Annotated in this window: 20 protein-coding genes; 9 read left to right on the top strand and 11 right to left on the bottom strand. The window is 41.1% G+C overall.

Going from position 1 to position 26,801, the window contains the following annotated elements; genetic code table 11:
- Positions 1 to 26: 26 nt before the first annotated feature.
- The 3 genes from ACVCDT_RS09800 (at position 27) to ACVCDT_RS09790 (ending at position 4,805) form a co-directional block, all read left to right on the top strand.
- Complete coding sequence (locus ACVCDT_RS09800; protein ID WP_447132588.1) at positions 27 to 1,145, top strand: S-(hydroxymethyl)glutathione dehydrogenase/class III alcohol dehydrogenase; 1,119 nt, start codon at positions 27 to 29, stop codon at positions 1,143 to 1,145.
- A complete protein-coding gene (gene fghA / locus ACVCDT_RS09795; protein WP_447132587.1) occupies positions 1,145 to 2,014 on the top strand; it encodes an S-formylglutathione hydrolase in 870 nt (289 codons plus the stop codon). The genes ACVCDT_RS09800 and fghA overlap by 1 nt, the downstream gene beginning before the upstream one ends.
- 271 nt (positions 2,015 to 2,285) lie before the next feature.
- Positions 2,286 to 4,805 carry a choice-of-anchor D domain-containing protein gene (locus ACVCDT_RS09790; protein WP_447132586.1) on the top strand — a complete coding sequence of 840 codons (2,520 nt, stop codon included), beginning with the start codon at positions 2,286 to 2,288 and terminating at the stop codon, positions 4,803 to 4,805.
- A gap of 82 nt (positions 4,806 to 4,887) precedes the next feature.
- Here ACVCDT_RS09790 and ACVCDT_RS09785 read toward each other — a convergent pair whose 3' ends face one another.
- Genes ACVCDT_RS09785 through ACVCDT_RS09775 form a run of 3 tightly spaced genes read right to left on the bottom strand, consistent with a single transcriptional unit; the run spans position 4,888 to position 9,232 of the window.
- Complete coding sequence (locus tag ACVCDT_RS09785; RefSeq protein WP_447132585.1) at positions 4,888 to 6,075, bottom strand: hypothetical protein; 1,188 nt, start codon at positions 6,073 to 6,075, stop codon at positions 4,888 to 4,890.
- Between the two features lie 30 nt (positions 6,076 to 6,105).
- Entirely contained in the window at positions 6,106 to 6,882 is a 777-nt protein-coding gene (locus ACVCDT_RS09780; protein WP_447132669.1) for an outer membrane lipoprotein-sorting protein, read from the bottom strand.
- A 40-nt stretch (positions 6,883 to 6,922) separates the two neighbouring features.
- Complete coding sequence (locus tag ACVCDT_RS09775; RefSeq protein WP_447132584.1) at positions 6,923 to 9,232, bottom strand: efflux RND transporter permease subunit; 2,310 nt, start codon at positions 9,230 to 9,232, stop codon at positions 6,923 to 6,925.
- Between the two features lie 368 nt (positions 9,233 to 9,600).
- On the opposite strand from ACVCDT_RS09775, the gene ACVCDT_RS09770 reads away from it, so the two are divergent.
- On the top strand, positions 9,601 to 11,856 hold the full coding sequence (locus ACVCDT_RS09770) for an acyl-CoA dehydrogenase (protein WP_447132583.1): 2,256 nt from the start codon (positions 9,601 to 9,603) through the stop codon (positions 11,854 to 11,856).
- A 392-nt stretch (positions 11,857 to 12,248) separates the two neighbouring features.
- Complete coding sequence (locus tag ACVCDT_RS09765) at positions 12,249 to 12,434, top strand: hypothetical protein (RefSeq protein ID WP_447132582.1); 186 nt, start codon at positions 12,249 to 12,251, stop codon at positions 12,432 to 12,434.
- A 172-nt stretch (positions 12,435 to 12,606) separates the two neighbouring features.
- Here ACVCDT_RS09765 and ACVCDT_RS09760 read toward each other — a convergent pair whose 3' ends face one another.
- The 4 genes from ACVCDT_RS09760 to ACVCDT_RS09745 form a co-directional block, all read right to left on the bottom strand.
- On the bottom strand, positions 12,607 to 13,515 hold the full coding sequence (locus tag ACVCDT_RS09760; protein WP_447132581.1) for an aspartyl protease family protein: 909 nt from the start codon (positions 13,513 to 13,515) through the stop codon (positions 12,607 to 12,609).
- 51 nt (positions 13,516 to 13,566) lie between these two features.
- On the bottom strand, positions 13,567 to 13,923 hold the full coding sequence (locus ACVCDT_RS09755; protein WP_447132580.1) for a hypothetical protein: 357 nt from the start codon (positions 13,921 to 13,923) through the stop codon (positions 13,567 to 13,569).
- 116 nt (positions 13,924 to 14,039) lie between these two features.
- Positions 14,040 to 15,215: a mandelate racemase/muconate lactonizing enzyme family protein gene (locus tag ACVCDT_RS09750; protein ID WP_447132579.1), complete on the bottom strand. Its 1,176-nt coding sequence runs from the start codon at positions 15,213 to 15,215 to the stop codon at positions 14,040 to 14,042.
- A 50-nt stretch (positions 15,216 to 15,265) separates the two neighbouring features.
- On the bottom strand, positions 15,266 to 16,033 hold the full coding sequence (locus ACVCDT_RS09745; RefSeq protein WP_447132578.1) for a class II aldolase/adducin family protein: 768 nt from the start codon (positions 16,031 to 16,033) through the stop codon (positions 15,266 to 15,268).
- A gap of 612 nt (positions 16,034 to 16,645) precedes the next feature.
- Between ACVCDT_RS09745 and ACVCDT_RS09740 the strand changes: the two genes are divergently transcribed.
- Positions 16,646 to 18,949: an endonuclease gene (locus tag ACVCDT_RS09740; protein ID WP_447132577.1), complete on the top strand. Its 2,304-nt coding sequence runs from the start codon at positions 16,646 to 16,648 to the stop codon at positions 18,947 to 18,949.
- A gap of 52 nt (positions 18,950 to 19,001) precedes the next feature.
- Here ACVCDT_RS09740 and ACVCDT_RS09735 read toward each other — a convergent pair whose 3' ends face one another.
- Complete coding sequence (locus tag ACVCDT_RS09735; protein ID WP_447132576.1) at positions 19,002 to 19,829, bottom strand: phytanoyl-CoA dioxygenase family protein; 828 nt, start codon at positions 19,827 to 19,829, stop codon at positions 19,002 to 19,004.
- 310 nt (positions 19,830 to 20,139) lie between these two features.
- Here ACVCDT_RS09735 and ACVCDT_RS09730 point away from each other — a divergent pair, with 310 nt between their 5' ends.
- From ACVCDT_RS09730 to ACVCDT_RS09720, 3 genes are all read left to right on the top strand, one after another.
- Positions 20,140 to 20,811, top strand: a complete 672-nt coding sequence (locus ACVCDT_RS09730; RefSeq protein ID WP_447132575.1) for a DUF4097 family beta strand repeat-containing protein — start codon at positions 20,140 to 20,142, stop codon at positions 20,809 to 20,811.
- A 175-nt stretch (positions 20,812 to 20,986) separates the two neighbouring features.
- A complete protein-coding gene (locus ACVCDT_RS09725) occupies positions 20,987 to 21,844 on the top strand; it encodes a sulfotransferase family protein (RefSeq protein WP_447132574.1) in 858 nt (285 codons plus the stop codon).
- Positions 21,845 to 22,362: 518 nt separating this feature from the next.
- On the top strand, positions 22,363 to 24,309 hold the full coding sequence (locus tag ACVCDT_RS09720; RefSeq protein WP_447132573.1) for a beta strand repeat-containing protein: 1,947 nt from the start codon (positions 22,363 to 22,365) through the stop codon (positions 24,307 to 24,309).
- Positions 24,310 to 24,423: 114 nt separating this feature from the next.
- Here the strand turns inward: ACVCDT_RS09720 and rluB are convergent, their stop codons facing one another.
- Genes rluB through ACVCDT_RS09705 form a run of 3 tightly spaced genes read right to left on the bottom strand, consistent with a single transcriptional unit; the run spans position 24,424 to position 26,788 of the window.
- Positions 24,424 to 25,281 (bottom strand): 23S rRNA pseudouridine(2605) synthase RluB, encoded by an 858-nt coding sequence (rluB, locus tag ACVCDT_RS09715; RefSeq protein ID WP_447132572.1) that lies wholly within the window; start codon positions 25,279 to 25,281, stop codon positions 24,424 to 24,426.
- The gene (gene scpB / locus ACVCDT_RS09710; protein ID WP_447132571.1) at positions 25,281 to 25,949 is read right to left on the bottom strand and encodes an SMC-Scp complex subunit ScpB; all 669 of its coding nucleotides are present in this window, start codon (positions 25,947 to 25,949) and stop codon (positions 25,281 to 25,283) included. The genes rluB and scpB overlap by 1 nt, the downstream gene beginning before the upstream one ends.
- Positions 25,949 to 26,788, bottom strand: coding sequence for a segregation and condensation protein A (locus tag ACVCDT_RS09705; RefSeq protein WP_447132570.1), 840 nt, complete (start codon positions 26,786 to 26,788; stop codon positions 25,949 to 25,951). Before ACVCDT_RS09705 ends, scpB begins: the two co-directional genes overlap by 1 nt.
- Between the last annotated feature and the right edge of the window lie 13 nt (positions 26,789 to 26,801).

Here is a 26,801-nt window from a genome sequence, read left to right as displayed (position 1 = left end):
ATAAAGATAAAAGCAAAGGACTTAACATGAATAGTATTAAAACAAGAGCAGCAGTGGCATGGGCTGCAGGCGAACCGTTAAAAATCGAAGAAGTAGATTTGGCTCCGCCCAAAAAAGGTGAAGTATTAGTTAAAATTGTTGCCACAGGTGTTTGCCATACCGATGCTTATACCCTGTCGGGTGATGATCCTGAAGGCTTATTTCCAGCAATTTTAGGCCACGAAGGTGCGGGTATTGTTGAAGCAGTAGGTGAAGGAGTCACACTAGTAGAAGTGGGCGATCATGTTATTCCCCTATACACCCCAGAGTGTGGCAAATGTAAATTCTGCTTATCGGGTAAAACCAATTTGTGCCAAGCCATTCGTGAAACTCAAGGCAAAGGCTTAATGCCTGATGGTACTAGTCGTTTCTCTATAAATGGTCAGCCTATTTATCATTACATGGGCACCTCAACCTTTGCCGAACATACAGTGGTACCCGAAATCGCCTTAGCAAAAATTCCTAAAGACGCTCCCTTAGAAAAAGTCTGTTTGTTGGGCTGTGGCGTAACCACAGGTATGGGCGCGGTTACCAACGCAGCCAAAGTACAAAAAGGCGATACTGTGGCGGTTTTTGGGTTAGGAGGCATAGGGCTGTCTGTATTAATTGGCGCCAAAATGGCCGGTGCAGGTCGTATCATTGCCATTGATATTAATGAGGACAAGTTCGAAACAGCCAAACAACTTGGTGCCACTGATGTAGTAAACCCCAAAGATTTTGATAAGCCCATTCAAGAGGTCATAGTAGACATGACCGAAGGCGGAGTTGATTATTCCTTTGAATGTATAGGTAATGTAGATGTGATGCGCTCTGCCCTAGAGTGTTGCCATAAAGGTTGGGGAGAATCTGTGATCATAGGTGTTGCAGGAGCTGGCCAAGAAATATCGACCCGACCGTTTCAACTGGTTACCGGTCGCGTTTGGCGTGGCACCGCTTTTGGTGGCGTAAAAGGTCGCAGCCAATTGCCAGACTATGTACAAAGATATATGGATGGTGAGTTTGAGTTAGATACTTTTATCACCCATACCATGAAGCTCGAAGACATTAACACTGCCTTTGATTTAATGCATGAGGGCAAATCTATTCGTACAGTGGTGCACTACTAATGGCAGAAAACCCGCAAAAAGTAACTGAATTAGCCGAGTTAAGTGCCAATAAGTGTTTTGGCGGCTGGCAAAAGCGCTATAGCCATAAGTCGGCTTTGCTAAAATGTGAAATGCAATTTAGCGTGTTTATTCCGCCGCATAGCGATCCCAATGAGAAACTGCCCGTCTTGTATTGGCTAAGCGGGCTAACCTGCACAGACGAAAACTTTTCATCTAAAGCCGGCGCCCAGCGTGTAGCTGCTGAGCTTGGGATCATGTTGGTGATCCCCGATACTAGCCCTAGAGGCGAACATATCCCAGATGCTGCAGATGGGGCCTATGACTTAGGCTTAGGAGCAGGTTTTTACCTCAATGCCACTCAAACTCCATGGCAAGAACACTACCAAATGTATGATTACATAGTAGAAGAATTGCCGGCCTTAATTAAAAAAGAGTTTAGGGTAAAAGATAAAGCGGCCATTGCTGGGCATTCTATGGGGGGCCATGGAGCGCTGATCATTGCTTTGTCTAATATGAAACAGTATTGCTCAGTTTCGGCTTTTGCTCCCATAGTGAATCCAATGGACTGCCAGTGGGGTCAAAAGGCTTTTAGCCATTATTTAGGCGACAACACCTCAGAATGGGAAGCTTACGACAGCTGTGCTTTGATGCGCCAACAAGGTCAGTTTTTACATATACCTATGTTAGTGGATCAAGGTTTAGACGATAATTTCTACCATCCGCAAAAGCTAACTAAGCCCCTTGAAGAAGTGGCATTAGACATAGGTTATGAGGCAAACTTTAGGTATCACCCTGGTTATGATCATAGCTATTTCTTTATCGCCAGCTTTATTGAAGAGCACTTAAAGTTTCACGCCAAATACCTGTAATTTATTGGGTGGGGATACTCCCCACTCTTTCATTCCTTCTGCAACAGCTAAATCAACTGGCCCAATTTAAGAGCATAGACTGGCTCTATAGATTCCGACCTAGCTTGCTAGTATCCAAACATCCATTAACCAAATTTTAACAACCCACAAGCCATGGTTTTTTCTGTATTGACTAGACATTAGGTCGATGTACATGGATTAAACCTTCTATTTATCGTTGATAGGGATACCAATGTGACCTTCAAAGGACAGCACTGATTTAGGAAAACATATGAAGAATGTAACTCGATTTTCATTAGCCCTAGCCATTTCAGCTTTGACAATGGGAGTTCAGGCAAATGTTACCGAAGACTTTGAAGATGGTGACTTTGTTGGATGGACCACCTCTGGCACAGTAACTATCAACTCAAACAACGCCATAGGCCAGTACTCTATGCGACTAAAAGGTGGAGCCACAGCAGAGCGCAGCTTTTCCGCTGATGGCGATGTAAATGTGGCACTAGCGGCCACAAGCTTAGAAAATAATAATTACTGTGATGTTTACGTATCGTCAGATGGGGTGAATTGGGGCAATGCCGTCATTCATTTAAGTAACGGGCAAGATAATGGCAGTTTTTCTACTGCCACCACCACAACTTCTGGTGGTACAACCCATATTCGTTATGTACAAACTGGCTCAGCGGCAGATTATTGTTACGCTGATGGCATCAGTATTACTGGAGCGAGCGCCCCCGCTCCTAGCATTCAGCTTTCAGGTAACGGCGACTTTGGCAATGTGTTAGTTGGGCAAACCGCCAGCTCTACCCTTACCATTTCCAATAATGGCAATGCAGATTTAAGCATTGGCAGTATTAGTGGTGCCAATGCTCCATTTGGGTTAACCAATGACACTTGTAGTCAATCTACTGTGATAGCGGGAAATAATTGTAGTGTGGATCTAACCTTTAGCCCAACCGCTGAAGCTAGTTATAGTGCCACCCTTAACATAGCCAACAACGATAACAATCAAACCTTAGCATTAAGTGGAACAGGTACTACCCAAACGCCGCCTCCCCCACCTTCTGGCAACTTACATGTATTTAGCGGTAATGGAAACGTTTCCCGCAGTGCTTTAACTTTCGCTAACTTAAACGGTTCGAGTTTAAGTCTGCTAGATTTTTCCCACTACAGTCATGGGGTCGCAGAAATTAATGCTGATTACTCAAATGCCCGCGAGCCTAGTAATACCTTTGAAGGTAGATTAGTGCTTAATAGTGGTAACCCTACTGCGATGAATTTTAATGAAACCACTTCAGGGCGCGCCCAAGCGGGCAATTATAATAGCCCTGGCACCTTGCCCGCCTTTGATTTTGAGTTTGTGCAAGTTGGCTCACATATTATTCCTAAAACTCGAGGCCTAATTGTTTCTGGCAATATTGGCGCCCCAGATTATCAAGATTGGAATTATATTTTAGAGCCTGGCCGAGTTTGGGACGAAAATAATGATCAAGGGTACAGCCGTGTGGCTATCCCCTTTGCTTTGCAAGAAAACCAAGCTAACTGTACTCATAATGGGATCTTAACTTTTGCTTTTAAGGACGATGGCTCAATTACCAATGTTGCAGTACAAGTTGGCGGAGAGACCTGTTTGTATTTTCAATATGACCTCTGGGGTTTAGTGTCAGCCCAATATATTAATGCAACCGTTGCTGGTGCCAGCACCTTAATAGCCGAGTATGAAGCCGAAGTGTTAAATCGTTATCCGGTTAAGCCTATCTCAGAGATGGCCAATGATTTTCCTGGTGTTATCCCTAGCAACATTGCTTCAGAGCAATCATCAGCCCCCACCACTCATGGGGTTTTATATGGCGGCGTGCATTATGCGGCACCTTGTAGTACCCGCCATGGAGATTACCCTTATTGTGAAGTAATGGGGCTACCTTCGTATTCTACCGCCAAAACCGCTACCGCTAACTTTGCCCATGCTTTGTTAACTCAGCAAGACAGTAATGCGCGCAACATTGCTGTATCTAGCTTTGTGGCAGAATGCCAAGATGGGATCAATGGCACTGATTCTATTTGGAGTGATGTTAGCGTTGAAAATGCCTTAGATATGGCAACAGGCAACTATCGTTTAGCCTCTTATGAAGGCGACGAAGGCAGTACAGCAACTGTGAATGAGTTTTTCTTAACATTCACACATGCTGAAAAAATGGCCCATGCCTGTGAACGCTACATTCGAAAATCTGCGCCTAATACGCACTTTTCTTACCATTCATCAGACACTTATATTGCCGGAGTGGCATTAGACAACTACTACTCTGGAGATCTCTTTACTAAATTAGTTAACGAAGTTTATAAGCCTCTTAAATTAAGCCCTAGCACTTATACAACAGTGCGTACCGAGCAATCGCCAGCTCATCCATACTGGAGTCATGGCATGACCTGGCACGCTGACGATATGGTTAAATTAGGTCAATTAATTAATGATCGAGGAGTAATAAACGGTCAGCAAGTATTAGATGCCAATATAATGGATGACATGCTTGTTAAAGGAGGCGACTTAGGCTTAGAAACCTACGGCTCTGAGTCTAGGTATCTAAACGGAGTGTGGACTTATGATATGGGTCAGCGCAGCAGCCCCTTATGCCCAACGGACTCTTGGGTTAGTTATATGTCGGGGTATGGGGGCATCGGCATAGTGATGTTTCCAAATGGAGCGGTCTACTATTACGTGAGCGACAGTGATAGTTATGCCTTTGGTGGCGCAGAAGCAGAGTTGCATAAAATCAGTAATATCTGCGGAAATTAAAATAAACAATAATAAAAAAAGCTCGTCGAATTACTTCGGCGAGCTTTTTTATTTAACCAACCTAAAAACTATAAGCTATGAACTAAAAATAATATTCCAGACTCATTTGCACGTAATCATCACGGCGCAAAAAGTAACTTGGCTCTACAGGCTCATCACTTGAAAACATCCAAGCATCTACTCGCCATTTCCAATGATCATTGATCCTACTAGAGGCTTCAATAAATCCCGACCTAACATTTGAATGGTCTAAGTCTTGAACTATCCCAAACAAAATCTCTGAGCCATCAAAATTGTTAAAGACAAATCGACTTCCAATCATTAAATCGTTTTGCGCCAGCACTGTATTTGACGGCTCTCTGTCATCGTACTGATACTCCATTAATAAGTTAATGTCGTATACGCTGTCGAATATGCCTACAAAGGGATATTCAAATCCCCCCACAAAAGCTACAGACTTTTGATTCATTATAGTGCGATGTACCCCTTCAAATTTAAGGGTCCATCCACCCATTAAAGCTAAAACATCTACACCTACTTGTTGTAATAACGGATAAAATGGGCGCAAACTTGGCTGCATCATGTCATCTTGAGCCAAAATAATATCAGGCTCGCGCGATGTGCCGTCAAAATACGACAAGCCCAGCTCCCAATCACCTAAACTACGTTGCCATCTTAGCGCCCAATCAAGGTTGTTTTGCTCATCTGCAGATTCAAATAACGGATTGTCTGTATCTATTGGCATAGGCGGCCTTAAACGCCCATCGGTGCCAGCAAAAGTGCGCTCTCGAAAATAAGGCAAAACAAACAAAGTCGTATTGCCCCAATCTTTAAACAAGGACACTGTCACCATCGGCTGACCAAGTTTATCTTCTCCATCAATCGCTTCAACAGCATCGGTTTGATTGATGATATCCACTAAATGCAAAGATTCGGTTTGGCCCCAAAATACTTTACCAATACCGGCCTGCCACTCCCAGTCTTCGCCTAAATAGGTATATTTAAACTCTCGAATATCCCCATGTGTGCGCTCACTATCTTGTTGGTCTATGCGTACAAAGCCTTTAAAAGACAGACTGCCATTACCTTCATTGGTTTCTGTGTATATCTCTGGGCTAAAATACAAAGATAGGTTGCCACGCTCTTGTTGAGGATATAAGCCATCTTGATAAAAATAGCGCTGCTCTAAACCTGCACTTCCGCGATACTGGAATTCGGCCAAAGATGGCATAGATAAACCTACTAGCAGTAGGGGTAATAACTTTTTCAATGGTTTTCCTTATTCTGCAATAAAAGTGGCTTAGCGAATATTTTTCATACGCCCTTTATCAAAGTCTGCGTCATCTAATCCTACTTTAAACTTTAGATCATGAGTGATTAACTCGGTACTTTTTCCATTTTGTTCATTAAACATTTCAACCCGCATAGGGCGCCAATATTTATCTAAATACAGTTCAAATTCATCGTTAATCATGACTTTAAGTAAACTGCCTTTACGATCGTAAAATTCGATTTGTAAAACTCTATAGTGGGCTTTATCAACCCAAACTATTAATTTTGAATATCCCGAATTTTTATCCGTAGGCTTTTGTTCTACAACATAACTTGCTTGACCTTCAAAGTTTTCATCGCGTAGATACTTAAATTTATATTTTTCAATTTCAAAAGAACTCATGTCTTCAAAAGCAAACTCACTGCCCATAAAAGGCCCAGATTTATTTCTTGAGCGAATACGTTTAACTTTGCTGAGCTTAGGTAAATACATCCATTGGTCGTCGGGCTCTATGGCATGTGAAAAGTTTAAAAACACTGTGCCTTTTACATCCATGGGTTGATCAAAAATGGTTAAGCCTTTATCTCCATCACCTTGTACTTCTAAAGACTTTAAACGCATTTTTCGTTCTACTTGGTCGCCTCTTGCATTACGTAAAATCATGCTCATTTCGGCGGTACTATCACCCCAACCTTTATCTCTTAGTTTGCGCTCTTTAGCTATATTTAAGCCTTTTTCTTCGGCGCTTTGTGCCCAACTAAATTGTGAGAAAGCCAATCCTACCAATAAGGTAGTGAGTGTCATGTATTGGGTTAAGCTCTTTACTGTCATACTTACCTCTTAGTTACCCTTTGCTGGGTGTGGGTTGAATAGGTTTTTTATCAAATGCCATTAGAAATGGTGGTAGAAACAAAAAGTCTACGGCCAAAGCCATGACTATTATGATGCTAGTCAACATACCCATTTCAGAATTTAGGGCAAAGGGTGACAGCATCAAGATTGAAAATCCAGTGGCTAACACTAAGGTTGTGATCCACAAAGCACGCCCTACACTTGCAAAAGCATAGCGCACGCTTTCTTGGGCGTCATTGCCACTTACGCGCGCGTGACGGTATTTACTTAAAAAGTGCACTGTGTCATCAACTATTATACCTAAGGTCATACTCAGTACTATGGATAAACCTAAGTTAACCTGACCTGAATATATGCCCCATATACCAAAGCCAATGCCAGCAGGCAGTAAGTTAGGCAACAAGCTGATCAGGCCCATTTTAAACGACTTAAGGGCAAAAACTAATAAGGCCGAAATTAGCAATAAGGCCACTACAGTGCCCTTTAGCATACTGGCCATATTGATTTCTCCAATATGGGCGAACATCAAACCAGGGCTAGCTGAAGTTAAGGTTAACTCTGGAGCCATTTGCTTAAACCAGTCATGGGCGCGACTTTCAAGTGCGGTGAGTTCTTTGCTACCAAGGTTTTTAACCATAACAGTGACTCGAGTCGCTGATTTATCCATATCTAATTGGTTATTAAGATCAAGTCCGTAAGGCAATGACATTTCATATAACAACAAGTATTGCGCGGCCAACTCTCTGTCTGTAGGCAAAGTGTAGTAGCTAGGATCATCACCATGCATATTTTTATTTAAACGTTTAAAGGTGTTGGTAATAGTAGACACATGATCCACTTCTGGCTGCGACTGCAACCACAGGCTAAATGCCTCAACCTTGGCTAAAGTATCGGGGGAGTTGATGCCAGATTCTTGGCCGGTAAAAATGGCAAAATCCACATTAGTCATGCCACTAATAGTTTGCTGTTGAAAATCGGTAGCTTGGCGAAACTCAGTAGATTCATCAAAATATCCAGTGGCCACATCGTTCAACTCGTTTTTAAAACAAAAACCCACTGCCACTACTGTTACCACTAAGGTAAAAGGTAAAATCTGTTTATGTTTGGCTATTACCCATTCGCCAAATTTCTCTGTATAGCCTAATTCACTAGAACTAGTGTGCTTAGGTAACTGTTTTATGGGCAACAACACAATCATGGCGGGTAATAAAGTCAGTGAAAATAGACAAGCAAACATAACCCCTATTGCCGTTAAGTTACCTAAATCAGCCAGAATGGGCACTTCAGCAAAATTTAAGGTCAGAAAACCTATAGCTGTAGTGACACTAGTTATAAGGATAGGCATTTTATTTAACGCCAAACTGTATTGTAATGCCGCTTTTTTATCTTTGCCTAAACGCATACCGTATAACATGCTAGAAATTACATGAATACAGTCGGCCACCGCTAAGGTCATCACCATAGTGGGCACATTTACTGTGGCAGTACTCATAAACATACCAGCCCAACCAGCTATTCCTAATGTGACTGCAATGCTAGTGGCTATCACTACTAAGGTGGCAAAGGTTCCCACTAAAGTTTTTAATAATATCCACATAATAATAATGACGGTTAAAAACATCAGCGGCACTATGCTAGCGAAGTCCTGTTTAGCAAAAGCAGAAAAGGAATAATTCATCAACACTAAGCCTGTATGGTGAAACTCATGCCCAGGGTACTTTTGTTGATATTTTTGAGTTAAATCTTTAATCGATTGGGTAATTTGGTTAACTTCGGCCGTTTGGTCACCATCTGGCAAGTTAACCGATATATTGATCACACTGACATCACCAGATTTAGAAATAAACCGATTGACCAAATTGGGTTCGTTTAAGGCAATTTGCTTTATGGCTGCAATGCGTTGTGGGGTTAGGTCTTGTAAGTCGTAGACTAAGTCTTCAACTATCATGTCATCATCTTCAGACCAGGTATGCTGAAAATTAGTTAAAGAATCGATACGGTTTGAAAAAGGCGTTTGCTGCGCCTCTTGGCTCATTTCGTAAATTAACGCCAAGGTATCTGGATTAAACACATCCCCAGACTTTGGGGCTATGACAATATTGGCGCCATCGTTTTTACTAAAGGTATGCTGCATTTCTTCAAATGCCATACGCTGGGGGTTGGTTTCTTCAAAAAAAACTTTGTAATCGCCACGAAAATACAGGTTTTTTGCCCCAAAAGTACAAGCAATAATAATCACAAAGCCTAAAAACAATACCGTTTTAGGACGATGAACAGAAATATCTAACCAAGAATTCTTCACTTTTTATTCCTATTAACATAGACACGAATTGGTTGAAATTACGCGAAGTTTTTCGCTTGTACTTTTAACTTTTTTGCTTTGGCTATAGCTTAATTTGCCAAGCATCAGGCAGCTTAAGCCTTTAATAATTAGCCCATGAATGCTGATTTAGCACTTAATTCCTAAGATTCATTGTACCAAATAGCCTGTGTCGGCTTGCACATTTTACCGCCATAAGTACACAACTATACCATTGAAAATTATCATTTTTTTAAATTAACTCAGACATATTTATCCATCCTTATTAAGAAAAATACCAAAGAATTTTGATCTTTTGCTTAAAACCAGTATTATAAATACCAACTGGTCAGATGAGCGGATGAGCAAAAATGAGTATTAGAACAAGCCTTAAAAAAGTATTACCCCCAATTTCGATTACCGAACAAGAAGCACTTGAAGCTGGTGACGTGTGGTTAGAAGCCTCAATTTATCAGGGTAAGCCCGATATGCAGGCTTTACGTCAAATTCCTAATGCTAAGTTAAATGCTGAAGAACAAGCCTTTTTAGACGGCCCTGTGCAGCAAGTGTTAGAAATGGTTGATGACTTTGCTTTGCAAAACGACAAACATATTCCTCAACACATTTTAGACTTTTTGTCGGTAAACAAATTTTTTGCCCTTATTATCCCGAAAAAATTTGGCGGCTTAGAATTTACGCCTTATGCCAACTCCACAATAGTGGCCACCTTAGCCGCTAAAAGCGCTGCCTTAGCTGTTACTGTTATGGTGCCTAACTCTTTAGGTCCAGGCGAATTGTTAATGCATTACGGCACTACCGAGCAACAAGATCATTATTTACCCCGCTTAGCTGTTGGCAAAGACATTCCTTGTTTTGCCCTTACTAGCCCAGAAGCCGGTTCAGATGCGGGTGCTATTCCAGATGCTGCCATAGTGACTAAAGGCATGTGGGAAGGAAAAGAGGTGATTGGCCTTAAAGTATCTTGGGACAAGCGTTATATAACTCTAGCTCCTATTGCCACAGTGTTAGGTTTAGCCTTTAAAGTATTTGATACAGATGGCTTATTAGGCGATCAAGTAGAACTAGGTATTACTTGTGCGCTAATCCCTAAATCTCATCCTGGAGTGGAGTTAGGTAATCGCCACGATCCTATGGGCGTAACTTTTTACAACGGTACCACGCGTGGGCAAGATGTATTTATCCCCATGGACTTTATTATTGGTGGGCAAAAGAACATAGGCCGTGGCTGGCAAATGCTAGTCGCCTGCTTAGGTGCTGGCCGTGGCATTTCGTTACCTGCTATGGGCGTAGCTTCCGCGCAAACCGCATTAAAATCAACGGCAGAATATTCTTTTGTACGTGAACAATTTGGCGTACCTATTGGCCGCTTTGAAGGTATTCAAGAAGAAATGGCCGATATAGCCGGTAAAACCTTTATTCTTGAGGCCATGCGTGTGCTTACTACTGAGGGCTTAAACTTAGGCTTAAAACCTGGTGTAGTGACAGCCATTGCCAAATACCACATGACAGAATTAGGTCGTGATGTAGTCAACTCAGCTATGGACATTCAAGCGGGGAAAGCCATTCAACGTGGTCCACAAAATACCTTAGCCGGCGGCTATACCGCTCAGCCAATAGGTATTACGGTTGAAGGTGCTAACATCTTAACCCGTAGCTTGATGATTTTTGGTCAAGGTACTATGCGTTGTCACCCATATTTAAAAGAAATGGTTGACCTGATCCACAGCGACAACAAAGGCGCTGATGCAGCCTTTAATAAAGTGTTAGGTAAAACAGTTGGCTTTAGTGTGAAAAACGCGTTTCGTAGCTTAGCTAAAAGTTATTTACCTTTTGTACGTGGTTCACAATCTGCTTTACCTGAAGTGCACAAGTACGAAAAACGCATGAATGCGCTTGCAGCTAAATTAGCACCTATGGCCGATTTATCTTTATTGGTATTAGGTGGCGACCTGAAAAAAGCCGAAATGCTATCTGCTCGCTTAGGTGACGTAATGAGTTACTTGTACGCGGCCATGGCTGTAGTACGTTTTTACGAGCAGCGTGTTGAAAACCGTGCCGAAGCCAAGCCCTATTTTGACTATGCAATTCAGTGGTGTTTAATGCAAGGTGAAAGCGCGCTAAACGCATTTATAACGAACTTCCCAAATACTCCGGTACGTGGCTTAATGCGTTTATTAACCAATACCTACACTAGTGCAGTAGAAGGGATTTCAGACGACCTTAAACGAGAGTTGTCAGAAGCCTCGATGCAAGATACTAGCATCAAAGCCCAATTAACCCATTTAGTGAAAGTAGTACCAGGTGATGGTAACGACATCAACGAGCAAGCCTTTAAAGCTAAGCATGCAGTGATGCCACAACTTAAAAAAGTACAAAAAGCCCTACGTAAAGTACCAGTAGTGCCTTACATATCTTTTGAACATGCCGTAGCCAAATTGCAAGAAGCAGGCGAGCTAACCGCAGAAGAAGTGGCTTTAGTTATCGACTACAACAACAAACGTAAAATCGCCATACGAGTGGATGAATTTACCTTTGATTTAGAGCTTTTAGACAAAGATTTAAATCTAGTAGACGAAAAAGAAAGCACTCAAGCTAACGCAGCTTAAGCACACTTTAAAATACTAAGCCTAGTTTGTAGCAATACAAACTAGGCTTTTTTTATGGCAAAAATTAGGAATGATAGATTTTTTAAAAGGAAATTACTTAAAGGTTTTTAAAGCTTAAAAAGGCTCATTTTCAGCATGCGCAGGCAGTTCGATATAAATAAACCAGCAACTATCATAATGACTTACTTAATGGCCTGTATGACTAAGACAACAGACACTGCCCAATTAACGTTTACTCCCCAGTCGTTCTCGCGAAGGCGGGAACCCACCACAACACCTGTAAAATCACGTTTATATTAAAATTTAGCACTACAGTAGCTTGTAAAAGATTCCCGCCTTTAAAGTTTCAGCAAAAAATGGCTTATTTTAAGGGCAAATGGCATGGACGCCATTTGAGCGAAATCTGGAGGGACTCATTATTTCGCGACAACGTGGTTGCCACCCATAAAATAAGCCATTTTTTGCGGTTAAGAACTTTAAGCGGCGGCGGCATCTTTTTGGTTACTTTTTTCTTTGCTGTTGAAGAAAAAGTAACTGGCTCGAAGGGATTCGAGACAAAACTGGCAGGACGCCAGTGAGCGTAAGCGAATGCATTTAGTACAAAAAGCCAACGGCTGCTATCTGCTCCCCCCTACCCCAGCAAGCAAGTCATATATGCTTAACAAAAAACACCTGCATTAGCAGGTGTAAAAGTTAACTAAAATGCCACTAAGTTCCTCATTTCTATTGATTGAGGTTTGCGACCTATTACTATGGCGCTGCAATGTGAGCATTGCCTGCATGGTAGTCAAGGGTTAACACAAAGTGTTTTAGGATATCATAACCAATTACACCTCTTTGCTTGACTGATTTGATCCTAGTGCCAGTGAAGGTGTTTTGATCTTCAATATTGCTCGATTGCCCCACAGCTGGAATATTCACTAGTACATTTTCCAAGGTATAGGGGCCAAAGACAAACTCATCAACTCGAACGTTTTCTATTGTACTTATCTTATTCACTCCAGCACTCAAACTAGAACTGGTGATTTTATCAAGCAGACCATGTTTTTTCGCTAAGCCTCTTTCAATTAACACCCCGCCATTGTTACCGGTATCTAACAAGGCCCAAAAAGGCGTGCTGTCTTTACCTAAGCTAACTTTGACTAATGGCTCGCCAGTACCCCTTTGCTTTTTAACCTGAATATTTTCTATCTCGCGTAAATTGAGTGTATCCCGGGTAATAATGCGCATTCTTTGCTTAGGATAATCCAGCTGCACAATAAATTTTGAGAAAAAGCTAGCCCCCATCAGTATGCCTGTACTGTGATGACCAAGACTCACTGAAACCGCTTCATTCAACTCTGTATCAAAACCAAATAAAGCCATAGGAATACTATTAAATACCGACTTTATTTCTTGCCCATACAAACCTTTGACTTTTATTTTATGGCCACCAGTGAGTTTCATTTTATGTTTTTGAATAAAAGCAGAATTGATGCCGTTAATTTGTGCGCCAGTGTCTAAAATGGCAAAGGTATCATGCCCTGCCACAATAACCGGTATTTTGATGTGGCCGTTTTCAAGCACAATATCTGTCCATTCACTTACGGCAGAATGTGTGCTAAATGAAATCAATAAGACAACGAGGGGGGTTAGTACTTTTATAAGATGATGCTGCATAAAATTCCTTTTTAATTTAACCTTAAAAAATAAACGTTTAGAGGGGTTTCTTTAATTATTTAAGTGACAAATCCTTTTATTAATATAATTTCCAGACAAAAAACAGACTGAACTTAGAATAAAAAATGCTGCAAAAGTTAGGATAGAAGACAGTCCATGCTGATCAGGGCTAGCACCTAACAAACTTATTCCTAAATAAAAGCCAAATGCAAAAGAACAAAGAACATAATACCTATTTACGTTACAAAACTGGCTTAAATAACCAAAAAATATAAAAACTGAGATAAATGATACTAAGTACAGTGCGGCAGCTTTTGCGGTCAACACCAACATAAATCCAAAGCTAATTAAGACAGCAAACAAGCTCAACACAAAACCTAAAGCTGCAAAAAATACCTGATATCCCATAAGGATTTATATCCATTTTAAAATGAATGAAAAGCTAAAATAATTATCATTTTAGCTTTATACATACTTTATACTGGGTATATTTATACACAAAAGCCTAGAAGATTAAAGCTCAATTACTTCACTTCCATATTAGGTGAACGATACACCAGCTCATCGTTTAACTCCATGCCAATGCCTGGCGTTTCTGAGACTTCAAAAAAGCCGTTTACTGGCTGTGGATCTTGAATACATAACTCGCGGTTCCAGTCTTTTATGGCGTAGGTGTGGTGTTCGTGAATTAAAAAGTTAGGAATGGCGGTTTCTAAATGCAAACTTGCAGCTGTGGCAACTGGGCCACCACATACATGGGCTTGAACCCGAATATCGTAAACATCCGCATAGTCACAAACCTTTTTGGCTTCGGTAAAACCACCGCATAATCCTACATCGGGTTGCAATACATCTATGCTTTGGTCTTCAAAATACGGACGTACATCCCAGCGGTGATACAAACGTTCGCCACCAGCAATAGGTACACGTACATTTTCAGCAACTTTTTTATGCACCGCAGAATTCAGGTAGTTAACTGGCTCTTCGTACATCATGCAGCCTACTTCTTCGATTACTTCACCCATTTGAATAGCTGAAGCTGCACCCATTAAGGAGTGCGACTCAAAAATAATGTCTACATCAGGCCCTACAGCCGTACGAATGGCTCGCAAGCGGTCACCAAACAAACGCATTTGTGGCTGAGTGAATAGCTTAGTGCGGTCGTAAGAGGTATTGCCCTGTGCATCATATACAATAGGGTCTACTTTTACTGCATCATAGCCCTCAGCTACGGCTTTAAGAGCTGCTTCAGCGTATTGCTCTGGCTGAATTAATTTAGTGATCTCTTGATCCCAGTCAAATTGCAATTGGCTGGCATAAGTACGCAGCTTAGCATTGGTTTTGCCACCCAATAATTGATACACAGGCACACCTAAGACCTTACCTTTAATGTCCCATAGGGCAGTGTCTATGGCACTCATAGCCGCATATAACACAGGGCCACCACCTAATCCCCAAAAGCTTTCGCGCAACATACGCGACCACAACAATTCGGTATTCATAGGGTTAAAACCAATCAACATGGCTTCGGCGATTTCTTTTACCATGTGTGCAGCCGCACTATGGCCCAAATCGTAAGCTAAACCGGCTTCGCCCACCCCTGATATACCTTCGTCAGTGTGAATGCGCACAAAAACCGGATTCCACATAGTGCGTTTGGGGCAATGAATGTCGAATATTTCAACACGATTAATTTTCATTTGTCTTTCCTGTTCTTAAAATTGTGTAACGCGAGAAGGTTAAAACAGCCTTATTCGCAAAAGTTTGGATCAAGTTGATAAGCTCGCCTTAACATGGCTGGCCAAGCCTTTTGCCCTCCGGTTTCACCGCTATGTACTATATTGGCTTGAGCATAAATACCGTCCACTATTGTTTGTGGGATCTCAATGATAGGCTGACCACTTTGCATCAATTCCATTTGGATTTCACAAGCCCTTTGTAAGTCATAAAAACGCATAAAGGCATCACCTACTGTTGGACCTAAGGTTAAGCCCCCATGGTTATGCAACAACATATGATTGTTTTGCCCTAAGTCGGCTTGGATGCGTTTTCTTTCATCATCATTTACCGCTAAGCCTTCGTAACCGTGATAGCTCAATGACGACAACGAAAACATCGCATACTGACTCCAAGGCTTTAGCCCACCTTTGATAGTCGCTACACTAATAGTGGCCTTAGTATGTAAGTGGATCACACACTGCGCATCGTGGCGCACTTCATGGATAGCACTATGAATAGTAAAACCAGCTGGGTTGATTTGGTAAGGAGAACCGTCTAGCACCTCGCCGTTTAAGTCAACTTTGACCAAGTTAGAAGCCGTCACTTCTTCAAAAGTTAAGCCAAAGGCATTCACTAAATAATGGTCGGTATTGGGAATTCTGGCAGATAAATGAGTATATATTAGGTCACCCCAGCCATGCGCTGCCACTAACCTATAACATGCGGCTAAATCGACTCTAGTTTGCCATTCCTGCTCAGAAACTTGCCCTTTAAGGCTTATTTTTTCAAGTTGAAACATAAACAACCCAATTTCATTACGATTTTATAAATTCTACCTGAGTTCAGGCGCTTTACCGAATCAAAATATAACCAGTCTAGTTATTTAATATAGCGATTTATAACGAGTTAATCGCTAAAAACGAAAAAAGCAGTAATTTGTACTATTTAAAGTTAACAAAACTCGGCTTTTGTGGGCCTAAAAAATTAAATTTATTGAGTTTAATTAGTAGTCTAAGGGTTTTATTTATAACAAAATTTTTATTTAATTTGAATTAAGCTAACTTTTACATCTATTAAAATGACTTTCTGCTAATTTGCCGCTATTTATTCATAATAAACTGGTCAGCTTAGAAGATTTTTTGCTCACTTAATAATAAAAATCTGGCATAATTTGCGCTCACAAAAAATACCGAGACTTAGGTTTCGATATTGAACTTGTGAGGTTTGAAAAATAATAATAACGAGATCACTCTCACCCACTGAGATGATGATCGCACAAACCCATTCTGTAGATTATCTAATCTGTAGTTGCGCCATCGGATCAGGCACACATTTTTGTGCGCTTCATCGTTTCCTAATAATTATAAAAATTCTGTGTGAAAACACCGAATGATAAAAGCAGGAAATTGATATGAAATCCAACTCAAAGGGCGCTCGCTTTGCTGGCGTTATCTCAACTTTAGCTGCATTAAGTGTATGGAGTACCAGTGCTTTAGCCGCTGTACCAGCTAACTATTATGACTCAGTTGATACAAGTACAGCCCAAGCCTTGCATAACTCACTACATGAAATTATTGATGACCATCAACGATTCCCCTATACCTCAACAAGTACAGATACTTGGGATGTTCTAGAGTTAGCCGACCAAGATCCAAATAACCCCAACAATGTTATCGACATTTATAAAAATGCCAGCTACCCCAAACAAGGTGGCGGCAATACTTTTTATAATAGAGAGCATAGCTGGCCAAAATCTTATGGTTTTCCGAATGATGGGTCGAGCAATTACCCCTACACAGATATGCACCATTTATTTATTTCAGACAGTGGGTATAACAGTAGTCGAAGCAATAAACCTTATGCCGACTGTGGTGTAGGTTGTAGCGAAAAAATCACTGAGTCTAATAATGGTCGCGGTGGTAGTGCCAGTGAATCTAACTGGACCGAAGGTTCGTTTACCCAAGGCAGCTGGCAAACCTGGTCGGGCCGCAAAGGCGACGTAGCCCGCGCACTAATGTATATGGCGGTGCGTTATGAAGGTGGCATGCACGGCGTAACCAGTGTTACTGAGCCTGACCTAGTATTAACCGACGATCGTACTCTTATTGAAAACTCAAACACTGGCAGCAACGGCTTAGTGGCATACATGGGTTTGCGCTCTGTATTAATTCAGTGGCATAAAGACGATCCTGTTGATGCCTTTGAAATTCAGCACAATGATACGGTTTATGCTTATCAAGGCAATCGCAATCCCTTTGTAGATCACCCTGAGTATGTTGCCTGTGTGTTTGAACAAATTTGTTCTGGTGGCGGAGATACAACCCCTCCTACTTCACCTAGTAACTTAAGCGCAACAGGTGAAACAGCCCAAATAAGTTTGAATTGGAGTGCAAATACTGAATCAGACCTACAAGGCTATAACCTTTATCGTAGCGAAACTAGTGGTGGTAATTATACCAAAGTAAACAGCAGTGTAATTAACACCAATAGTTTTGTTGACTCTGGGTTGACCGCCAACACTAGCTATTATTATGTGGTTGCAGCCATTGATACCTCAAATAACGAATCTGGTTTCAGTGCCCAAGCATCTGCCACTACCTTAGACTCTGGCACGCCAGCTACGGCGGTGTGGATTAATGAATTTCATTACGACAACGACAGTACAGATGTAGGTGAATTTGTTGAAGTAGCAGGTAATGCAAATACCGATTTAACAGGTTGGAGCTTAGTTGCTTATAACGGCAATGGTGGCACAGTTTATAAAACTGTGAACTTAGCTGGGGTGATTACCAATCAACAAAATGGTTTGGGAACTTTAGCTTTTGACTTTAGTGGCTTACAAAATGGCGCTCCAGATGGTATTGCTTTAATTGATGCCAGCAACAATGTCGTCGACTTTATCAGCTACGAAGGAGTGATGACAGCTACTGATGGCGCAGCAGCCGGCTTAACGTCCACTAACGTTGGAGTAAGCGAAACCAGCAATACCCCAGTGGGTTATTCATTGCAACTTTCAGGTAGTGGCCAACAAGCTAGTGACTTTACCTGGCAAGCAGCTGGGGTAAACACCAAAGGACAATTTAATACAAATCAAAGCATAAGTGGTGGAGGTACACCTGCAAACCAAGCGCCAAATGCATCTTTTGTCTTCAATTGCACTGACTTGACCTGTACCTTTACTGACACCAGTACCGACAGCGATGGCAGTATTGCCAGTGCAAGCTGGGCACTAGGTGATGGCAGTACAGCCAGTGGAAGTTCAGTACAACATAGTTACTCCACAGATGGCACATATTCTGTTGTATTAACTGTTACAGATAACCAAGGTGCAACTAGCCAATTTAGCGACTCAATTAGCGTAAGTGCGCCGGTTAATCAACCTAGTTACTTTGAAAACACTACAGCGATATTTATTCCAGACAGAAGCACTATTACTAGCGATATAAACGTAAATCGCACAGGTGCAGCTAACAGCGTAAGTGTTGCGGTGAATATATCCCATAGTTTTAGAGGAGACATAAGCGTTACCCTCATTGCCCCAGACGGCAGCAGTTACTTGTTAAAGTCGCAATCGAAAAAAGACGGCGGACAAAATATAGTAGAGACTTATCAAGCTAATGTATCGGGCAACGCTCAAGGGGTGTGGAGCTTAAGTGTTCGCGACCATTACCGCAGAGATACAGGACAGCTCAACAACTGGAGTATTCAGTTCTAATAGCTAGGCCATGCACTAAACGCATGGCTTTTTTTACCCAGCTAGACGCAAACTAGAGTGCGCTAGGGCTGGCTTGCAACCAGTTTTGTTTAGCATATTCAGTGTTTGCGCAAGTAATATGTAAGGTAAAAGCATGACGAGACTTAGCCGACAAATTAGGCGCGCTAAAGTGTGGCAATAAACCATTAAACACCACCAAAGTGCCTGCTTTAACTTCTAATGGCTTGGCGGTATTGTCGCTTGGCCAAGGCAAATCGTGTAATTGAATCAATTCTGTGGTGTCGTCTGGATGCCGAACAAATTGCTCTTTTAACGGCATATTGGCACAGCCCTCGCCCACTTGCAGGCAACCATTTTGCAAAGTCGCATCTTCCACCGCTAACCAAAACGTCACCACAGATATTGGCGAGGTTAAAAAGTAACTGGCGTCTTGGTGCCAGCGAATCACCCCACCAATTTTAGGTTGCTTAAAAATATACATAGACTGATGAATTTGCGGTTTTTCTAACCCCAAGTCTTGGGCAATAGAGCGAATTTTGTCGCTGTGGCTAAAGGCTTTAAACACTGGCGACAAGTTATGCAATGCATGGCCAATTTTATTAATACTTAGTGATTTAGGCTGTTTTAGCTGGCCGTCTGTATCAAAAGCTCCATCCTCAAAAAAACACCTAACTTTATCACCTGAGGTTAAAAAATATTGATCTCGAGTTTGGCTTTGGTCTTCGGTAGAAAACACAGTACGGCTAGAATTTGGATCAAAATCCTCTACTATTTGATTGGCGGCTTCTTTAAGCTCTAACATTTGCTGCAGCGAAAAACAGCCATCTAACACTAAATAGCCCTGTTGTTGGTAACTGTTAAGTTGGTCTTGGCTAAGCATTAATTTATTCACCTTAATCGATTAAAGTACGAAAGCCGTTTAAGATGCCGTAAGCTAAAACAAAGTACAAGCCAACAAGTCTGCTTTATTCAGCCAACCGATAAACCAAGACTCGCTTGATAAACAAATTGACTAATTAATTGTGTATTTTACCAACCTTTAGTATTTATTCTGCGACTAACCTTTACCCTTGCAGAAAGATAATAAGCATTTCATACACTTAACATCTTGGTACAAGGCCTGCTTAAGCTTGTAAAACCTTTGAACCAATTCGTAATTTAACCATTAATCAAAAATTTAGAAGGACACTATGACTTACAATAAAACTATCCAAAATTTACTTTTAGGCTCAATCGCACTTGGCCTGTCGGGTTGTATCATTCACGTTGGGGGAAACAAAGACAGCAATGGCGATTACAGCAGTGTGTTTGGTGGCGTTGAAATTGAGGCCAACCGAGAAGTAGGTGATTTGTCCTCAGTCAATGGCAATATTGAAATTTCAGACAATAGCAGCGCTAAAGATCTCGATGCGGTAAACGGTAATATCCACCTAGGTAAAAATGTATCTGTAGTTAAAGTCTCTACTGTTAACGGCAATATAGAAGCCAATAAAAATTTGCGAGTTAAGGCAGACGTAAGCACAGTTAACGGTACTGTTGAGTTAGCTAAAGGGGCGGAAATTGGCGGCGATGTAACTACAGTAAATGGCGACATATTGCTAACACAAAGCCTAGTAAAAGAGAATGTACGTACTAAAAATGGCAGTATTTATTTAACTCACAATACCCAAGTTAATGGCGATCTAGAATTTGAGTCGCCTGAGGGCAATGGATGGTGGAGCGAAAAAGAACGCAAACATAATCCCCCCAAACTCATCATAGATGCCAGTTCAAATGTGGCAGGCCGTATCATTCTACGCCAAAAAGTTGTGTTAGAGATTGCCAACACAGAGTTATTAGACAAGGTTGAGCACAAATACTAATTCTTAAGCCTAAACTGCTGACTAACCCAACTAGGGTTAGTCAGATAGGTTTACTACTAAGTTGTTCATTAAGCTCAGGATCTATTAGTTAAAATCCCGCCTCTTGACTTTTTTTTCCAGCCCTTTAAGGTCAATCCAGTTAATCAATTTCATATTAAATTTTAAAGGCCGTTTGATGTCAGATAATAACAATAATTCTCCCAAAACCATTTATTTTATTGCCGGTTTACCTCGCAGTGGTTCGACTTTATTAACTAATATTTTGGCGCAAAATCCACACATTTATACCACTCCCACTTCGGGCATAATTGACATGTTAGTCAACGTTAGAAACCACTGGGATCAAAACCAAGCCTTTAAAGCCATGGATCGGGCCCTCAGTGAAAAAATCAAAAAACAAGTTCTGAGTGATATGCTGCAAAGCTACTTCACTCATGCACCACAACCTATTTGTATTGATAAAAATCGCTTTTGGTGTGAGTTTTTAGAAATGGCAGGGGAGTTAGTTGGAGGCCGTGAAAATGTTAAGGTGATAGTCACAGTACGTGATTTACGCGATGTATTGGCCTCTTTTGAACAACTTTACCGAAGCACCTCTGGGTTAGGTCAGCTGCCACAAGAAAACGCTATGGCGATGAAATTTAAAACCGCTCGAGGACGAGTAGAAGTTTTTGCAGACGACACTCAACCTGTAGGCCGGGCCTTCAATGCCATACGCGATGCCATCACCAGAGGGTGGCGTAATAATATGCATTTTGTAGAATACGATGATCTAACTGCCAAGCCTGCTCAAACCTTGTCTGGCATTTATCAATTTTTAGGCCAAAAAGACTACCAACATAACTTCAATCATGTTGAGCAAGTCACCCATGAAGATGACTCAGTTTACGGCTTTAAAGATTTGCATATTATTCGCAATAAAGTTGCCCCTCAGGCCCCTAAGTGGAAAACCATATACGATGCTCATGTATTTAACTCTCCTGCCTGGCAAAGCATTGAAAGCATGGCGCAATTTTGGAAGGCCTATCAATAGGCTATACAAATTTATCTTAAATTAACCAGTACAAAGCTCTACCAGTCTAACGCCGTTCTAATGAATGGCTTTATTTTTACCAGCTTAGCTTCCCACATTCTCACACTTAAATGATTCCTGTTTTAAATAGCTAGATTTTGACTTTGCAACTACCTAAAAAGCTAAAGATGCTTTAGAGGTAACCAAACAATCAGTTTGCTCTGCACATTCAAAATTATTTTAAGGCTTTTGCTAGCAAGGAAAGTAGCTAGGTAGCAATAGCGAGTGTCGAAATATTTTACAAATCAATAGCTACGAAAATAAAAACCATGCTAAAAAACAAACAACCCCCCAAAGATAAAAATATAAACCATTGATAAATAACAACAAAGAACAAATCACTTAATTTAAGGAATGATTTTTGCTAAAAATTGGCGAGAAAAATGACTATCAAAAGTTTGGGTAAATATATTATGAGATTTGCTCTTCATAGCCAGGCTAAAAAATAGTCACTAATAGATCTTATTTAAAGGATAAAGATGATGTTAGATCAAAGTTCAATTTCAACAAAAAGCAAAAAAACAGATTTTAAAAAACGACCTACAGCCCAAATGATAGCGTTGGCATTATCACTTTCTGGCTATGGAATGGTATCGAACCGAGCACAGGCAATTGCCGTTGCGCCAACTAACCCAAGCCTTAGTTGCGATATTACCAACTTTGTGGCCGTGACAGACAATGTAGATAACAACATGGGCTGCACGGTAACCTCAGGTGGCTACCTTTTTATAGAACAAAACGGACATTTGACTAACACAGTCTACAATTGGTTAACTAATGATAATTATCTTTCGGTATATGCAAATGCACGTTTGGGTAATGCAAACCTAACTAACAATGGTACCTTAACTAATAATGGCAGCTTAGATCTAAGCTCCTATGGCAACACAACCGCTAGCGTAATAAACAACGGTACCTTTGATAATTTTGGCGAACTTGATATCTATACTGCAAATCAAGGAACAACCCAATTTACTAACAATGGCACACTCACCAACAATGGCAGCTTTACTAGTGAAACCTATGATTTAGGTGATACTAATACAATTACTAATAATGGCTCCTTAATCAATGAATCTAATGCCAGACTTTATAATACAGCATCATATAACGGAGAAAGTACGCTAATAAACAACAGCACTTTAACTAACAACGGTTCCTTAGTGAACGAAAGTGAATTTGGCGGTACTTCAACCCTTAATAACTCTGGCACCTTAACCAACAATGGAAGCTTGAGTAATCAAAGTAACCTATACGCGTCTAGCGCATTAATTAATTCTGGTACCTTTACTAATAATGGTGATTTGTATAATAGGGCCCATAATAATGCTTCGAGTACCATAGAGAACCAAACCTTTGGCACCTTTAATAACAATGGGGCTTTAATTAACGATCAAGGTTCGATTAACAATTATGGGACCTTTACCAATGGCCTAACTGGCAGTACATATAATCCCTATTCACCCACTGGTGGCTCATTACTTGAAGAGCCAGGCTTGATGATAAATACCGGAGATGTGCAAAACAAAGGCTCCTTTACTAATAACGGCATTTTGTTTAACGGCTTTGGCTATGGGGTTGGCAGTTCGCCTTATAGTGCAACTGGCTATACAGGCACTTTCACAAATACCAGCAATCTTACAAACTATGGTGTTTTGGGTAACTTTACCACCCTAACTAATACTGGAACCATCAATAATAATGGAATGTTTGGTAATCTTGGCAATATATTTAACGACTCTGGTACGTTTAACAATACCAGTGGCGTCTACCTTTTAGCCGAAAGTACTTTTAACAACACAAACGGCGGCGTTTTTCGACAAACAGCTGGCGATACTGTGGTGAATGGTCAAATAACAGGCTCTGGTGTTATAGATATTCAAGGAGGAACGCTAAGTGGCTCAGGCAGTATTGAAGGCTCGCAAATCATTATAGGGGCAGACGCGCAAGTCAATCCTGGGAATTCTCCAGGCACCTTACTTATGATAGGCGATACGACTTTGTCGGGTAGCTTAAATACTGAAATTGTGAGCTCTGTAAGCTACGACATATTGGATATTCAAGGTGAACTTATCTTAACCGAAAGCACGCAGTTTAACTTCGATTTTGATTCTAATTACATGGCGACTGATGGTGATGCCTTTACCTTCATAAATGCCTTTAATTTTGTATTTGATGGCTTTGATTTGAATGATATGAGCCACTTTATGGTAACAGGCTTAGATGCTGGCTTTAATTGGTCGATTTCCTTTTTTGATGACGTAGTTCAAGGTGATTATTTCTCGCTATTGATCAGTGAAGTTAATTCAAACTCACCATCTAACCCAACTAATGTGTCGGCACCGGCTACCTTAGGCATGTTTTTATTGAGTCTGCCTATGCTTGCTTGGTTAAAACGCCGCAGCAAAAAAGTGGTAAAACACTAGCCTAAAAAGGGTTCAAACCACTGGTTAAGGGGTTTGAACCATCATCAAGGTTAAAAAAAGGGCTAACAATTGACTTTGTTAGCCCTTTTTTACTGACCAAATTTAAGCCTAAATTTAGCCTTTATTTTTATTTGCTTGTCTAACACGGTGTTTTTTCACCGAGCGGCGCATACGACTAATTTTCACATGGTCTAACTTGCCAGGATCAACTTTAATTAAGGTTTGGGTTTCGGGAGGCAATTGCACACTTTTTCTTAGGGCATTTAAGTCAGGTAAACCTAATTCTACCCAGCCGCCTTGTGGCAAACGTTTTTGCAACTCTAGCTCACCATAACGCACACGGATCAGGCGGCTCACTTGCAAGCCTTGAGATTCCCATAAACGGCGCACTTCACGATTTCGCCCTTCAGACAAACTCACGTTATACCAACTATTTAGGCTTTCACCATCCCCTGGTTTTTTCACAATTTCAGTAAATTTAGCTTCGCCATCTTCTAGCTTTACGCCATCGGTAAGGCGTTTAAGCATCATGTCTTCAACTTCACCAAATACTCGCACTGAGTATTCACGCTCTACTTCATGTTTAGGGTGCATTAAGCGGTTAGCTAGCTCACCATCGTTAGTAAATAACAATAAACCACTGGTATTAATATCTAATCGGCCTACTGCTATCCAGCGGCCATTTTTAATTGCGGGTAAGCGATCAAATACTGTGGGGCGGCCTTCTGGATCTTTGCGGCTGCATAATTCACCTTCTGGTTTGTTGTACATCAACACCCGACATACAGCTTTGTCATTGTTAGTACTTAAGGGATTGCCATCTACTCTAATTTTATCACTGGGCTCTACTCTGTCACCTAAAGTGGCGAGCTTGCCATTTACCGATATACGTCCGGCTTCAATCCACTTTTCCATTTCGCGGCGTGAGCCTACTCCGGCGTTAGCCAGTACTTTTTGTAATTTGTCACTCATTAATGTAATTGCTCTGGTTCATCTGCTGTTTGGCTATCAATACTAGTCAATTCAGCAGTTTTTGCTTCAAGGTTTTCCTCATTTGGCTCTTGAGCCTGCTCTGTGAGGATACTAAGTTGATCGTTATGTTCTTGGTTAGTGATAAAGTCTTCACTAATAGGTAGGTCACTTAAACTAGTTAACGAAAAGTAATCTAAAAAGGTTTTAGTGGTGGCATACAGGGCAGGCCTGCCTGGCACTTCTTTGTGCCCTATGACCTTAATCCACCCCCGCTCAGATAAGGTTTTCATTATATGGCTACTAACAGAAACGCCACGTACATCTTCTATCTCACCACGAGTAATGGGTTGTCGATAAGCAATAAGCGACAAGGTTTCAAGCAGTGCGCGAGAATACCTTGGGGCTTGCTCTTGCCATAACTTACTTAACCAGGGGCTTAAGCTGTCCATAGATTGAAACCTGAAACCACTCGCCACTTCTACTAACTGAATCCCCCTTGGTTGATAATCTAATTGAATATCATTTAGGGTTTCTTTGAGCATAGCTTTACTGACTGTTAAGCCTTCTAACACAGTTTGCATAAGTTGCTCTTGGCTAAGGGGTTGGTCGGCCACAAAAATTGCAGCCTCGACCAATTGTTTCAATTGTTGGCGAGATATTTTTGCCATTAGTTCGCTCCTTGCGATAAGCGCACATGCATGTTGGCGTAAGGCTGACCTTGCACCAATTCAATCAAATTTTCTTTAGCCAGTTCTAAAATGGCTAAAAAGGTTACAACTACTCCAGCTTTACCTTCACTGGCATGAAATAACTGGTCAAAGCCAGTAAAATCATCGGCTTGTAACTGTTGCAAAATAAGGCTCATGCGTTCGCGGGTCGACAGGGTTTCTTTTTCAATGTGGTGATGTTCAAAGGTTTTGGCGCGCTGTAATACGTGCTGAAAGCTTAAGACTAAGTCTTGCAGGCTCACCTTGGGCAAAGTTCGAATGGGCGCCACAGTGTCAGGTGTTTGGGCCTGAGCTAAAAACACATCTCTTTCGCACCTAGGAATATTGTCTAGTTCTTGGGCTGCATGTTTTATTAGTTCGTATTCTTTTAAACGACGAATAAGTTCGGCTCTTGGATCGTCTTCTTCATCTTCTGTATCTTGGCGTTTAGGCAATAATAGTCGCGACTTAACTTCAGCTAAAATAGCGGCCATTAACAAATATTCGGCAGCCAATTCTAATTTGAGATCTTTCATCAACTCTACATATTCCATGTATTGTTGGGTCACTTGATAAACAGGCAAATTCACTATGTCGAATTTTTGCTTGCGAATAAGGTATAAAAGTAAATCTAGCGGCCCTTCAAACGCTTCTAAAATCAGTTCTAGTGCATCTGGTGGAATATATAAATCTTCAGGTTTTTCTATTAACGCTTCACCATTAACAAAAGCTAAAGGTAAGGGTTGCTGCACTGGCTCTGAGCCAGAGTTTGCGTGAGAAAAAGAAGATTTAACCGACATAGCTAACGCTTAA

The organism is Paraglaciecola aestuariivivens (assembly GCF_052983255.1).
Note: the sequence above shows the minus strand (reverse complement) of the source record. Positions and strands in the feature narration are given on the sequence as shown.